Raw genomic sequence first — 13652 nt, 5'->3', positions numbered from 1 at the left:
ACAATTATGACTGTTTATCATTTTGTTGGAATAAAAGGGACAGGTATGAGTCCACTGGCCCAAATTCTTCATGATACTGGGTATACTGTCCAAGGATCGGATATCGAAAAACATATCTTTACACAAAAAGCATTAGAAGAACGAAATATTAAAATTCTTCCATTTGACCCAGATAATATTCAGCCAGGGATGACCGTGATTGCAGGTAATGCATTTCCTGATACACACCCTGAGATTGAACGTGCCCTTTCTGAAGGGATTCCTGTCATTCGTTACCATAAATTCCTTGGAGAATACATGGATTCATTCACAAACGTTGCGATTACTGGTGCTCATGGTAAAACGTCGACAACAGGACTGCTTGCCCATGTGATGCAATCAGCGAAACCAACTTCATACTTAATCGGTGATGGATCTGGTATGGGGAAAGAAAACAGCGAGTATTTTGTATTTGAAGCATGCGAATACCGCAGACACTTCCTCAGCTATCATCCAGACTATGCGATCATGACCAATATTGATTTTGATCATCCTGATTATTTCTCGGACATTGACGACGTGTTTGATGCGTTTCAAAACATGGCGCTTCAAGTGAAAAAAGCCATTATCGCTTGCGGTGATGATGAGCATCTGCCCAAGATTCAAGCGAAGGTACCTGTTGTGTACTACGGTTTCAATGAAGAAAATGATTTCCAAGCACGCAATGTTGTGAAAAACACGGAAGGCACTACATTTGATGTATTTGTACGCAATACGTTTTATGATACCTTCTACATTCCTGCCTACGGAAATCATAATGTCCTCAATTCATTAGCTGTGATTGCATTATGTCACTATGAAGCCATTGATGTAGAGCTCATCAAAGGGGCACTAATGACATTTGGCGGGGTGAAACGCCGCTTTAATGAAAAAGTGGTCGGTGAGCAGGTCTTAATTGACGACTATGCCCATCACCCAACGGAGATTGAAGTCACCATTGAAGCAGCACGTCAAAAATATCCAGACCGTGATATTGTCGCTGTTTTCCAGCCGCATACCTTCACACGTACACAGCAATTCTTAAGTGAATTTGCTGACAGTCTGAAAAAAGCGGACTATGTATACCTATGCGATATTTTCGGTTCAGCCCGTGAAAACATTGGGAAGCTGAGTATCGAAGATTTACGAGAAAAAATCCCGCAGGCCCAATTGATTGCGGAAGAAGATACATCTGTGCTGAAAGCGCACGAAGATGGGATTCTGATCTTTATGGGAGCAGGAGACATTCAAAAATATCTGCGTGCTTATGAGAAAGTCGCTGTATAAATGCTTAAAGGGAAAGTGCCGTTTTGATCGGCACTTTTTTTATTTTGAATAAAATGTGACAAAGGGGCTAAATGTGTCAACATCTGCCGCTTTTTTTCGTTCGCTGTGGACAGGAATCAGCGAATAAGTGTAGAATTATTATTCAATCGGTCATTCTAGGCGATGTTTGAATGATACAACGAGAGGGTAATGAATTGCATATGCCCGCAGCAAAGGAGGTATCAGATGATTATTATTCTATATCTAAGCGTTGCACTGATCGCAATTGCTTTCCTCATTCTTGTCATCTATTTGTCCAAAACATTAAAATCCTTACAGCTGACATTAAAGAATGTTGCATCAACTTTAGAAGGTCTTGAAGGTCAGATGCAAGGGATCACCACAGAGACGACACAGTTGCTACATAAGACGAATCAGCTTGCTGAAGATATTCAAGACAAATCGGCAAAACTCAACACAGTTGTGGATGCGGTGCAGGGAATTGGCGGCTCGATCAACCAATTTAATACAAGCATAAAGCAGGCAGCTGGTGCAGTTTCTTCATCCGTTGAACGAAATCAAGAAAAAGTCACGGATGTGGTAAGCTGGAGTAACGCAGCACTTGAAATTTATAAAAAATGGAAACAACGAAAACACCAAAAATAAACCATTTTCGCATAGGAGGAATAATCATGAGCAAAGACGGAATCAATAGCAAAGACTTTTTGATCGGAACACTTATTGGTGGAATTGTTGGTGCAACAACAGCCTTATTTTTAGCACCGAAGTCAGGGAAAGAGCTTCGCGATGATTTGAACACCCAAGCGAATGTTTTAAAAGAAAAAACAGATCGCCTCACAACAGATGCAAAAGAAAGAGGCACTGAATATGTGACGATTGCGAAAGATAAAACGTCTGAATTGTCCCAACTGGTAGCAGAACAGTCAAACCAGATTTTAGACAAAGTGAAAGACATAAAAGAGCGTGCAGCTGGAAAAGCTAATCATGTGAAAAGTGAAGCAGAAGATGCAGCAGCTGACCTAGCAAATGAAGCTTCAGATGTAGCAGACGAAGCAAAAGTACGAGCACAAGAAGCGAAATCAGAAATTGAAGATGGCATCAAAGATGTCAAAGAAAAAGTAGAACAATCGACTAAAGGCTAACTCTCACTGCACGGAGTGAAGAAGGAGAACATCATGTCAAAACAACTCATTGAAACAGAAGAACAGTTTGATCAACTAACGAATCAAGATGGGACGTTTGTCTTTTTTAAGCACAGTTTGACATGTCCGATCAGCCAAGCGGCTTTTCAAGAGTTTGAAGCATTTGCGTCTGCACATGAAGACGTGCCTACTTATTTCTTGCAAATCCAAAACACAAGAGAGCTTTCATCCTATGTGACTGAAAAGTCGGGGGTAAAGCATGAAAGTCCCCAGGCACTCGTCTTTAGCGGTGGAAAAGTGAAGTGGCATGCATCTCACTCAAGCATTACAAAAGAAGCGCTTGAACATAATCTGTAGAAGAAACGTCAGCAATTGCTGACGTTTTTTTATAAAAAAAGGTTTACTTCAACCAAAAGTATGCTATAATCTTACACATAATACTTTATCGCTTAAAAGCGTTTGGGTAATAAAGAAAATTTTCGTGACAATTCCGAAATCTTTGTTTATAATAAACCCTATCATGAGAGAATGAAAAAATAAAAAGCGAGAACAGGCAGAGGAAAGGATGACAAAAATGAGCAACAATGAACTAGAACAATTGAGACAGCAGGCAGATGAACTAAATCTTCAAATCTTAAAACTGATCAATGAAAGAGGAAGCATTGTAAAAGAAATTGGAAAGGCGAAAGAAGCGCAAGGTGTCAACCGTTATGATCCTGTCAGAGAGCGCACAATGCTGAACCAAATTCTTGAAGCAAATGATGGACCATTCGAAAACTCAACGATTCAGCATATTTTCAAAGAGATTTTCAAAGCAGGTCTAGAGCTTCAAGAAGATGACCACAGCAAAGCACTTCTTGTTTCTCGTAAGAAAAAATCGGAAAATACAATCGTGAACATCAATGGAGAAGCGATCGGTGATGGGAAACAGCGCTTCATCGTTGGACCATGTGCTGTTGAAAGCTACGAGCAAGTCGCAGAAGTTGCGGCAGCAGCGAAACAGCAAGGACTAAAACTACTTCGCGGAGGTGCATTTAAACCTCGCACAAGTCCATACGATTTCCAAGGACTTGGTGTAGACGGTCTAAAAATTCTAAAGCGTGTAGCGGATGAATACGGTCTTGCTGTCATTAGTGAAATCGTCAATCCTGCTCATATTGAAGAAGCGATTGAGCATATCGATGTCATCCAAATTGGTGCACGGAACATGCAAAACTTCGAGCTATTAAAAGCAGCCGGATCTGTGAAGAAACCAGTTCTTTTAAAGCGTGGTCTTGCAGCGACTATTTCAGAATTCATCAATGCAGCTGAATACATCATCGCCCAAGGAAATGACCAAATCATCCTTTGCGAGCGCGGTATCCGCACATACGAAACAGCGACAAGAAATACACTTGATATCTCTGCAGTGCCAATCTTGAAACAAGAGACACATTTACCAGTATTCGTTGATGTGACGCACTCAACTGGACGTAGAGATCTTCTCCTTCCAACAGCGAAAGCAGCTCTTGCGATTGGAGCAGACGGTGTCATGGCAGAAGTGCATCCAGATCCATCTGTTGCTCTATCTGACTCAGCGCAGCAAATGGACATTCCTCAATTCGAAAAATGGTTAGATGCGTTAAGACCACTTGTCAACATTCACGCGTAATCATAGATAGAAAAGCCGCCGGATAACTGCCCGGCGGTTTTTCTATGGATAAAATATGATGAGATTGGGAATGAAAGGAAAAGAGCACATTACAAGCCTCAAAAGTGCTTGTTCACAATGTTTTCATTTTTAAAATTCGATAGAATCTGCTAAGATCATTGTCATAGCTGACGTTCTCGGCGATTTTTCATGAAATATGATTCAATTTACAGGTAACAAGCTCATTAAAGTTTGTTTAATTTAGTTATAAAAAGAAAGGGAACGTTTTCATATGGTGAAAAAACGTGTATAATTTCATAAAAGAATGTCATTTTGATGTAGATTGAAAAATTATGTGTCTCTTTTCATCGTTTTAATGACAAATAGGATATTATTTTCCTCGTATCTGACATGTCTCTATCCAATTGGTGAATGCTATAGATATGAAGTGTATTTGAAGGAGTGATTTATGTGAATAATGTTACAATATATGATGTAGCAAGAGAAGCAAATGTAAGTATGGCAACGGTATCACGCGTAGTGAATGGTAATCCGAATGTAAAACCAACAACAAGAAAAAAGGTACTTGAAGCGATTGATCGTCTTGGCTACCGTCCGAATGCTGTGGCACGAGGCCTTGCAAGTAAAAAAACTACAACAGTTGGGGTGATCATCCCTGATATTTCTAGTATCTTCTATTCGGAGCTTGCTCGCGGAATTGAAGATATCGCCACGATGTATAAGTACAACATCATTTTAAGCAACTCAGATCAAAATACCGATAAAGAGCTTCATCTATTAAATACAATGCTAGGTAAACAAGTAGATGGGATTGTCTTTATGGGCGGAAACATCACAGATGTGCTTGTTGAAGAATTTAAGCGCTCTCCTGTGCCAATTGTTCTTGCAGCATCTGTTGAAGAGCAGGCTCAAACACCATCTGTCAATATCAACTACGAGCAAGCGATTTATGATTCAGTCCAGCTTTTAGTTGAGAAAGGACATAAGCGAATTGCCTTCGTATCTGGCCCAATGTCAGAACCGATTAACTCTATGAGAAAGCTTGCAGGTTATAAGCGTGCGCTTGAAGAAGCGGGCATCGCATTTGACGATGCGCTCGTCGCTGAAGGCGATTACTCCTATGATTCTGGAATTGAATCACTTGCTCATTTACTTGAGCAGTCTGACAAGCCGACAGCTGTTATTGCGGCTACCGATGAAATGGCGCTAGGTGTCATTCACGGAGCACAAGATAGAGGCGTATCGATTCCTGAGGATTTAGAAGTGATTGGCTTTGATAACACGAGACTTTCTCTCATGGTGCGTCCTCAGCTGACAACAGTTGTTCAGCCGACCTATGATATTGGCGCTGTCGCAATGAGACTGCTGACAAAGCTGATGAACAAAGAACAAGTGGACGATCAAATTGTTGAGCTTCCGCACAGAATTGAAGAAAGACAATCAACAAAATAAAACGAAAAAGCAGGCTTACACATTAGTGAATGCCTGCTTTTCTTATGCATTTTTCTTTTCTCTTCTTACAGGCATAAGTGCTTTTTCTACAGTTTGAGCATTCTTTTCTGTGATTTCTGCTTTTCTTGGGATCGGTGGATATAAATCGTCAGGGTCTCCCCATGTCGATGGCAGGCTGACAGGCGATTGTTTATGCCAAGCCTGAACCCAGTCCTGAGGCAGTTCAGCCGGCGGTGTGATGCCTTTCATCTCAAGCCAAATCCGGCTCCATGCCCTTGGAACGACACGCCAAATATCATATCCCCCTCCGCCAACAGCAATCCATTTGCCATCACAATATTGATGCGCTAACTCATGGGCAAGTCTAGGGATTTCCTCATATATTTTCATGGTGGCAGATAAATGGGTTAACGGATCATAGTAGTGTGCATCCGCGCCGTTTTGCGTCAAAATCACATCTGGTTTAAAAAAAGCAGCAATTTCAGTCACTGCTGTTCGGTATGCTTCGAGGAACGATTCGTCTTCTGTAAATGCATCAAGCGGAATATTATAAGCGTAGCCATAGCCTTTATCGTGACCTCTTTCCTGTACTTGTCCAGTTCCAGGGAACAAGTAGCGCCCCGTTTCATGAATAGAGACCGTACAGACCTCTGGGTCGTCATAGAAGCTGAATTGTACACCATCTCCATGATGGGCATCTGTATCAATATATAAAATTCTTGCACCATATGTCTTTTGAATATATTGAATTGCCACGGAGCTGTCATTATATATACAAAAGCCAGATGCACGTCCTTTAAACCCGTGGTGAAGTCCGCCGCCAAGATTGAGTGCATGCTGCGAGTGTCCCATCATTACTTGGTCAACGGCTGTTAATGTCCCGCCAACAAGGAGAGAAGCTGCCTCATGCATACCTGCAAACATCGGTGTATCCTCCGTGCCAAGGCCGTAGCGTTCACCCTCTGCTGTAGAGAGCTTTCCTTCACTAGCCCGCTGCACAGCTTGAATATAATCGGCTGTATGGACGAGCTTTAATTCCTCCAGTGTCGCCATACGCGGTGCGACGATCTCATCATCTGTTAACGCCTTCATTTTTTGAAGAAGATCATATGTTAAGTAGACACGAAGCTGATTGAAGGGATGGTCTTGGTGAAATTGGTACGTTTGAAAAGAGGGTGAAAAAACAAAGGTCGCTTCCTTCATTTGATCGTCTGCTCCATTGGCCACAGCACCTTATAGCCTTTTGCACGAATCAGCTTCGTCACATGATCTGCATGAATGGTTTGAAGGCGGAATACGAGCACTTTAGAAGCTTCATTTGCATGCGGATACACGAGCACACTCAGCATTTGAATATGCTGCTCCTTTAAAATGGCCGTAATGTCTGCGAGGCATTCTGTCATCTGGTCCACTTCAACCTCTAAGTGTGACCCAGGCTGATCTGCACCTGTCAGTCTGACAAACGTACGAAGCAAATCAGTCTTTGTGATAATGCCTACGAGCTTGCCTCGTCTCACCACTGGAAGGCAGCCAATTCCGTGTTCAAAAAAGACACTTGAAATCTCTTCAACGAAATCAAGCGGATGAGCAGTGATCGTCTCTAATACCATGATCTCTTCAACAGGACGCTGAATAAAGAGCTGTCTTTTTTCTGTTTCAAATATACTTGGACTGGCATTTTTAATATCCCGATCTGTCACCATTCCAATGACAGAACCTTGATCAGATACGATCGGAATATGCCGAATGTGATGTGCACTCATTTTTTGAATGGCTTCTTCAATCGTATCGGTTTTTCGCAGCGTGATCACATCACGCTCCATAATTTGTTCAATCATCATTGTTTACCAATCCCCTTTGCCAAAAAAACGAATTGAACGTTAATACATAAAGCGTTGATGGAAGCGAAGACGATCGAAACGCTCAATCGAATCAGGACTCACATTTTTCCCGATTCTGGCCATTAAACAATTGGCTGGATGTGAGCTAATCTCTGGCTCGTCTGTTGCAAACCAGACAAGACCGCCTGCGTTCATCATTTTCTCCATCATTTTGCGGTACTCCCACACGTTTTTCTTTGTCCCCTTTAAATCCCAATGCCAGTAATATTCAGTTGTAATGATGATATAATTCTCCATTTGCTCATCCATCATGCTCACATCAAGTAAATGCTTGCCAAGTGAGCAGCCTCTAAATGGAGGAGCGACCTCAATCGCGCCAAGCTCGATTAAATTGTCCATGTTACCCTCTGACCAGCGCTCAAGCGGATCAGGATACAAATACGTGACATAGCCTACGACAAGCTCATCCATTCTTGCAATGATAATACGTCCTTCTGGAAGGTCTGCTATTTCAACAAGTGCTTGTTTCTGTTCCTCAGGCGTGCGAAATGCCGTCAGTCCTTCATGAAAGGTATAGTTCGCAAGCTCTGGTGCAGGTACCGGACCTTCAATAAGGATGGAACCTGTTTCTTGCTCAATGGTTTTTGAATAATAAGTTTTAGGATGCTCCACGTATCCACCGCCTCAAATTCTAGTGAGTCGTCTCTATTTTATCTTAAAACTTGCAAGAATTAAAACGGTTTCACCATAAGTTTTTTAAAAATTGAGAAAAAAAGTCATCTATACTATAATGGTCATTGTAAACGTATGCAAAGGGGGACTGGTTGATGAAATTGGAAACGCTGCCATCAGTAAAAGGGGACTATCATTTAAATGATTATGAGCAGGCATACAAAGAATTTTCATGGGAGGAAGCAAGAAAAAACTTCTCGTGGTATGAAACAGGAAACATAAATGCAGCCTATGAAGCGATTGACAGACATGCGGACTCGTTTCGTAAGAACAAGGTGGCGCTTCACTACAAAGATTCACAGCGTGATGAAAAGTATACGTTCAGGGATATGAAAATCAACACAAATAAAGCGGGAAATCTATTCAGAGAAAAGGCGCATGTGCAAAAAGGGGATCGCGTATTTATTTTTATGCCAAGATCACCTGAGCTCTATTTTCTTCTGCTTGGCGCAGTCAAAATTGGTGCGATCGTTGGTCCGTTATTTGAGGCATTTATGGAAGGAGCGGTCAAAGACCGTTTAGAAAATAGTGAGGCGAAGGTCATTGTGACAACGCCGGATCTGCTTGAACGAATTCCGTTTGCAGAGCTTCCGAAGCTTGAATCCGTCATCATTGTCGGCGGTGAAAAGGAAGACGTCGATGGCGTTCGGACAATCCATTACGAAGAGGCGTTTGAGCAGGCAGCAAAGAACCTTGAGATTGAATGGATGGATGAAAAAGACGGCTTTCTGCTTCATTACACGTCAGGGTCCACAGGTACGCCAAAAGGTGTGCTGCATGTCCATGGCGCAATGGTGCAGCAAGACCAGACCGGTAAGTGGGTGCTTGATCTGAAAGAAGACGATGTCTACTGGTGTACAGCTGACCCAGGCTGGGTAACAGGCACAGTGTACGGCATTTTTTCACCATGGTTAAATGGGGCGACGAATGTCATTTTAGGCGGCAGGTTTAACCCTGATACGTGGTATGAAACCATTGAATCACTAGGTGTGACCGTTTGGTACAGTGCTCCGACTGCCTTTAGAATGCTGATGGGAGCAGGAGATGACCTCATTCAAAAATATGATCTCAGCTCGCTCCGTCATGTGTTAAGTGTAGGTGAGCCTCTAAATCCAGAAGTCATCCGATGGGGAGACGCTGTATTTGGCAAACGAATTCATGACACTTGGTGGATGACTGAAACCGGTGCACAGCTGATTTGTAATTATCCATGCATGGACATCAAACCAGGTTCAATGGGGAAACCGATTCCAGGCGTAGAAGCGGCGATTGTCGATAATGCCGGAAATGAACTTCCGCCATACCGGATGGGCAACCTCGCCATCAAAAAAGGCTGGCCGTCTATGATGCATACGATCTGGAACAATCCTGAAAAATATGAATCTTACTTTATGCCGGGAGATTGGTATGTTTCAGGAGATTCAGCTTATATGGACGAAGACGGATACTTTTGGTTCCAGGGACGTGTCGATGATGTGATCATGACATCAGGAGAGCGGGTTGGTCCTTTTGAGGTGGAAAGTAAGCTGGTCGAACATCCGGCCATTGCAGAGGCTGGTGTCATTGGAAAACCAGATCCAGTCCGCGGTGAAATTATTAAAGCATTCATTGCGCTCAGAAGTGGATATGAGCCGACAGATGAGCTGAAAGAAGAGATTCGTACGTTTGTGAAAAAAGGACTCGCTGCACATGCGGCACCGAGAGAAATCGAGTTTAAAGACAAACTACCTAAAACGCGAAGCGGAAAAATTATGAGACGTGTGCTAAAGGCGTGGGAACTGAATTTACCGGCTGGCGACCTATCGACAATGGAAGATTAATTTTTTTCATCAGTTGACTTGATACCAAAAGTATGTTTAAAATGACATTAGTTGAATATGTAAAGGTTTTGACTGAGATTCAGTAGAATTATCTTTCCCTGTCCAAGAGAGCTGACGGCTGGTGCGAGTCAGTACAAAGAGATATTCGAATTACCCTCACGAACCGCTTTTACGAAAAGGAGCATGCATGCTGCCCTGATTAGTGAAAGAACGGATCTGTCCGTTATCAGTGTAAGTGAAAAGACGTGATTTGTTGTCTTTTAAGCAGGGTGGTACCGCGATATATATCGTCCCTTCGTTCATTCGAAGGGGCGTTTTTTATGTTGAATTGTAAAAAAAGGAGAATTGGATATGAGTCAATTGATGGAAGAGTTATCGTTCAGAGGATTAATTCAGCAGCAAACAGATGAAGAAGGTTTAACAAAATTATTAGCAGAAGAAAAAATCAAGCTTTACTCCGGCTTTGATCCGACAGCTGACAGCTTGCACATTGGTCATCTATTGCCAATTTTAACATTACGTAGATTCCAGGAAGCGGGCCATCACCCGATTGCCCTTGTTGGCGGCGCGACTGGACTAATCGGCGATCCTAGCTTCAAAAAAGCAGAGCGTTCACTAAACCCTGCAGAAATCGTAGAACAATGGACAGAGAAAATTAAAGGACAGCTGTCACAATTTCTTGATTTTGAAGCAGCCGAGAACCCAGCCGTTATCGTGAATAACTACGACTGGATCAGCCAAATGAATGTCATCACGTTCCTTCGTGATATTGGAAAGAACTTCGGTGTGAACTTCATGCTGGCAAAAGATATCGTCAGCTCACGGATTGAGACAGGGATTTCGTACACAGAGTTCAGCTACGTCATCCTGCAATCTTTAGATTTCGTAAACCTTTACAGAAATGAAAACTGTAAGCTGCAAATCGGTGGAAGCGACCAGTGGGGAAATATCACATCTGGACTTGAGCTGATCCGTAAGTCTGAAGCAGAAGGGGCAAAAGCATTCGGTCTAACGATGCCGCTTGTCACTAAAGCAGATGGCACGAAGTTTGGTAAAACAGAAGGCGGCGCCATCTGGTTAGATAAAGAAAAGACGTCTCCTTATGAGTTCTACCAATTCTGGATCAACACAGATGACCGTGACGTCGTGAAATACTTAAAATACTTTACGTTCTTATCGAAAGAAGAGATCGCATCGTACGAAGAAAAAGTGCAAACAGCACCTGAAAAGCGTGAAGCACAGCGCCGTCTAGCAGAGGAAGTCACGACACTTGTACATGGCCGTGAATCACTAGAACAGGCTGTCAACATCTCAAATGCGCTATTCAAAGGCGAGATCAAATCTCTTTCAGCCGAAGAAGTCAAAGTAGGCTTTAAAGATGTTCCATCAATGGAGAAAAGCAGCACAGAAGAATTAACACTTGTCGATGTCCTTGTTGAATCAAAGCTGTCTCCATCAAAACGTCAAGCACGTGAAGACATCACAAATGGTGCAGTTTCCATCAACGGAGAGAGACAAACCGATAAAGACTACGTCCTTTCAGCTGAAGACCGAATTGAAAACCAATTTACCGTCTTAAGAAGAGGGAAAAAGAAATACTTCCTTGTGAATTACAAATAAGAACGATGGGCAGCCGGCCGCGATAACCGGCTGCTTTTTTTATGCGAAATGAGAGATGAGTGCTCTTTGAAGAGTCTAATAGACTGTTCAAAGAGACTTTGTCTAGTCTTTTGGCATTGGCGTTGAGAAAGTCAAAGGTGCTTTTTCATTATTTATTTTCTATAAATTGATTGAACAAACAGTGCCTTGTTCACTTTTCTGACATATTTTTCTTATATAAAATAGAGTTCGAATAAGATGAATAAGGGGGAATGAAAGTGATTCGTTTTAAGAAAAAGAGTTTGCAAATTCTTGTTGCACTTGCATTAGTGATAGGTTCAATGGCCTTCATCCAGCCAAAAGAGATCAAAGCGGCTGAGCATAATCCGGTTGTGATGGTACATGGCATGGGCGGTGCGTCTTATAACTTTGCTTCGATTAAAAGTTACTTGGTATCACAAGGATGGGATCGAAACCAATTATTTGCTATCGATTTCATAGACAAAACAGGTAATAACCGCAACAATGGTCCGCGTTTATCCAGATTCGTCAAAGATGTGCTAGACAAAACGGGTGCCAAAAAAGTAGATATTGTGGCGCATAGTATGGGCGGGGCGAACACGTTATACTATATTAAGAATCTAGACGGCGGCGATAAAATAGAAAACGTCGTCACACTTGGTGGAGCGAATGGACTCGTTTCACTCAGAGCATTACCAGGCACCGATCCAAATCAAAAAATCCTTTACACCTCTGTCTATAGCTCAGCCGATCTTATCGTCGTCAACAGCCTTTCGCGTTTAATTGGCGCAAGAAACGTCCTCATTCACGGGGTTGGTCACATCGGTCTATTAGCTTCAAGCCAAGTCAAAGGCTATATCAAAGAAGGACTGAATGGCGGGGGACAGAATACGAATTAAAAAATGAAAGAAGACAGCGACTTGTGCTGTCTTTTTTTGATGTCATCGGACATATGACAGCTGCTAGATGATGAAAGAAGGTTATAATGGAGGTAAAATGATGACACAAAAACTCAAGCAATATTTTTTAGGATATTTCCCTTATTATCCGTGCTCATTTCTCCTCATCTATTTCATCTGGATGAAGTTTGTTAAATCAGTTCAAATAGGCGAGGTGATGTCCAACTGTACATCGATCATTGGTATCTATTACATCGTTGCCAGTGTGTGGTTTGTTTTTTTGATGCAAAAATAGGCAAAACATCATTAAAAGCATGTACAAATGGATCACCATTCCTTACACTACATGTAGTAAATGAGAATCTACGGAGGTGGGCGTTTGTGCAAAAGAATCAAAAGGCTTTGATCATTGTGGATGTACAGAAGGCGTTCGAGCATGAAAAATGGGGAGAACGAAATAATCTAGATGCAGAGAAAAATATCAGTCGTTTATTGACGTTTTGGAGAGAAAAAGGCTGGACAGTGATTCATATGCAGCATACATCTGACAAGCCGGACTCCTTATTTCATCCGGCAAATGAAGGGCATCTCTTCAAAGATATCGCCAAACCGCTAGAGGAAGAAACGGTGATACGAAAGAAAGTCAACAGCAGCTTTATTGGCACAAACTTGGAGGAACAGTTAAGGTCAAACCATATTAACACGGTCGTGATCACAGGATTGACAACCCCTCACTGCGTGTCAACGACAACAAGAATGAGCGGCAATCTAGGCTTTGATACGTACCTTATCTCAGATGCAGTTGCCGCCTTTGGACTAACAGATCAAAACGGTACATATTATGATCCCGAAATGATTCATCGGCTATCACTTGCAACACTGCATGATGAATTTGCTACTGTCATGACAACAGATCAATTGATTAGTAATTGGATGGTAAAATAAAAGATATCGTTATACGCTTAATAATACTTGAGAGAACCATGGAACAAAAAAATCCTCTGGAATTCTAGGGGATTTTTTTCATGATAGATTATATGGTTTTGAATAGCTTCTTGAGACTGGCTAGTCATCATGAAAAAACCATAGACAAATTTAGCGCAAAATACAATCAAATTTTCACAACCAAAAGACTTTTGGAAGACTCTAGCAAATTATGTTTATTCTACGATTATCTTTTTATTCTTTGT

The 13652-nt window shown here is 42.0% G+C and carries 14 protein-coding genes and 1 other annotated feature; of the genes, 11 read left to right on the top strand and 3 right to left on the bottom strand.

Going from position 1 to position 13652, the window contains the following annotated elements; all coding sequences use genetic code 11:
- Positions 1-6: 6 nt before the first annotated feature.
- The 6 genes from murC to ccpA all read left to right on the top strand — a co-directional run bounded on the left by murC (position 7) and on the right by ccpA (position 5550).
- Positions 7-1305 carry a UDP-N-acetylmuramate--L-alanine ligase gene (murC, locus tag C6Y06_RS12710; protein ID WP_034665503.1) on the top strand — a complete coding sequence of 433 codons (1299 nt, stop codon included), beginning with the start codon at positions 7-9 and terminating at the stop codon, positions 1303-1305.
- 225 nt (positions 1306-1530) lie between these two features.
- On the top strand, positions 1531-1950 hold the full coding sequence (locus C6Y06_RS12705) for a DUF948 domain-containing protein (protein ID WP_003217556.1): 420 nt from the start codon (positions 1531-1533) through the stop codon (positions 1948-1950).
- Positions 1951-1976: 26 nt separating this feature from the next.
- Entirely contained in the window at positions 1977-2447 is a 471-nt protein-coding gene (locus C6Y06_RS12700) for a YtxH domain-containing protein (RefSeq protein WP_034665507.1), read from the top strand.
- Positions 2448-2480: 33 nt separating this feature from the next.
- Positions 2481-2804 carry a bacillithiol system redox-active protein YtxJ gene (ytxJ, locus tag C6Y06_RS12695; RefSeq protein WP_034665511.1) on the top strand — a complete coding sequence of 108 codons (324 nt, stop codon included), beginning with the start codon at positions 2481-2483 and terminating at the stop codon, positions 2802-2804.
- Positions 2805-3021: 217 nt separating this feature from the next.
- Complete coding sequence (locus C6Y06_RS12690) at positions 3022-4098, top strand: bifunctional 3-deoxy-7-phosphoheptulonate synthase/chorismate mutase (protein WP_003217626.1); 1077 nt, start codon at positions 3022-3024, stop codon at positions 4096-4098.
- A 450-nt stretch (positions 4099-4548) separates the two neighbouring features.
- Complete coding sequence (gene ccpA / locus C6Y06_RS12685) at positions 4549-5550, top strand: catabolite control protein A (protein WP_034665514.1); 1002 nt, start codon at positions 4549-4551, stop codon at positions 5548-5550.
- A 42-nt stretch (positions 5551-5592) separates the two neighbouring features.
- On the opposite strand, the gene C6Y06_RS12680 is transcribed toward ccpA, so the two are convergent.
- From C6Y06_RS12680 to C6Y06_RS12670, 3 genes are read right to left on the bottom strand one after another with little or no spacing between them, the layout of a single operon-like run.
- Complete coding sequence (locus tag C6Y06_RS12680; protein ID WP_066030541.1) at positions 5593-6753, bottom strand: acetoin utilization protein AcuC; 1161 nt, start codon at positions 6751-6753, stop codon at positions 5593-5595.
- Positions 6750-7391 (bottom strand): CBS and ACT domain-containing protein, encoded by a 642-nt coding sequence (locus tag C6Y06_RS12675; protein WP_106036972.1) that lies wholly within the window; start codon positions 7389-7391, stop codon positions 6750-6752. Before C6Y06_RS12675 ends, C6Y06_RS12680 begins: the two co-directional genes overlap by 4 nt.
- A 39-nt stretch (positions 7392-7430) precedes the next feature.
- Positions 7431-8063: a GNAT family N-acetyltransferase gene (locus tag C6Y06_RS12670; RefSeq protein ID WP_066030542.1), complete on the bottom strand. Its 633-nt coding sequence runs from the start codon at positions 8061-8063 to the stop codon at positions 7431-7433.
- Positions 8064-8218: 155 nt separating this feature from the next.
- Here C6Y06_RS12670 and acsA point away from each other — a divergent pair, with 155 nt between their 5' ends.
- From acsA to C6Y06_RS12645, 5 genes are all read left to right on the top strand, one after another.
- Positions 8219-9943, top strand: a complete 1725-nt coding sequence (gene acsA, locus C6Y06_RS12665; RefSeq protein WP_066030543.1) for an acetate--CoA ligase — start codon at positions 8219-8221, stop codon at positions 9941-9943.
- 59 nt (positions 9944-10002) lie between these two features.
- Positions 10003-10241 (top strand) — a binding site (T-box leader).
- 53 nt (positions 10242-10294) lie between these two features.
- Positions 10295-11563, top strand: a complete 1269-nt coding sequence (tyrS, locus tag C6Y06_RS12660) for a tyrosine--tRNA ligase (RefSeq protein ID WP_060597019.1) — start codon at positions 10295-10297, stop codon at positions 11561-11563.
- A gap of 320 nt (positions 11564-11883) precedes the next feature.
- Positions 11884-12462, top strand: a complete 579-nt coding sequence (locus C6Y06_RS12655) for an esterase/lipase family protein (protein WP_374955746.1) — start codon at positions 11884-11886, stop codon at positions 12460-12462.
- A 100-nt stretch (positions 12463-12562) separates the two neighbouring features.
- Complete coding sequence (locus C6Y06_RS12650; protein WP_066030545.1) at positions 12563-12757, top strand: hypothetical protein; 195 nt, start codon at positions 12563-12565, stop codon at positions 12755-12757.
- Positions 12758-12843: 86 nt separating this feature from the next.
- A complete protein-coding gene (locus C6Y06_RS12645) occupies positions 12844-13407 on the top strand; it encodes a cysteine hydrolase family protein (RefSeq protein WP_106036971.1) in 564 nt (187 codons plus the stop codon).
- Positions 13408-13652 lie beyond the last annotated feature (245 nt).

Origin of the sequence: Bacillus sp. MZGC1, from assembly GCF_002998605.1 — a bacterium.
In the GTDB taxonomy this organism is placed as follows: Bacteria; Bacillota; Bacilli; order Bacillales; family Bacillaceae; genus Bacillus.
This window is presented reverse-complemented; position numbering and strand designations above follow the sequence as displayed.

Coding starts and splice junctions, on each gene's coding strand:
- acsA (WP_066030543.1), top strand. CDS start 8,219: ATGAAATTGGAAACGCTGCCATCAGTAAAAGGGGACTATCATTTAAAT.
- C6Y06_RS12675 (WP_106036972.1), bottom strand. CDS start 7,391: ATGATGATTGAACAAATTATGGAGCGTGATGTGATCACGCTGCGAAAA.
- C6Y06_RS12650 (WP_066030545.1), top strand. CDS start 12,563: ATGACACAAAAACTCAAGCAATATTTTTTAGGATATTTCCCTTATTAT.
- C6Y06_RS12655 (WP_374955746.1), top strand. CDS start 11,884: ATGGCCTTCATCCAGCCAAAAGAGATCAAAGCGGCTGAGCATAATCCG.
- C6Y06_RS12690 (WP_003217626.1), top strand. CDS start 3,022: ATGAGCAACAATGAACTAGAACAATTGAGACAGCAGGCAGATGAACTA.
- C6Y06_RS12700 (WP_034665507.1), top strand. CDS start 1,977: ATGAGCAAAGACGGAATCAATAGCAAAGACTTTTTGATCGGAACACTT.
- C6Y06_RS12705 (WP_003217556.1), top strand. CDS start 1,531: ATGATTATTATTCTATATCTAAGCGTTGCACTGATCGCAATTGCTTTC.
- C6Y06_RS12680 (WP_066030541.1), bottom strand. CDS start 6,753: ATGAAGGAAGCGACCTTTGTTTTTTCACCCTCTTTTCAAACGTACCAA.
- tyrS (WP_060597019.1), top strand. CDS start 10,295: ATGAGTCAATTGATGGAAGAGTTATCGTTCAGAGGATTAATTCAGCAG.
- ytxJ (WP_034665511.1), top strand. CDS start 2,481: ATGTCAAAACAACTCATTGAAACAGAAGAACAGTTTGATCAACTAACG.
- murC (WP_034665503.1), top strand. CDS start 7: ATGACTGTTTATCATTTTGTTGGAATAAAAGGGACAGGTATGAGTCCA.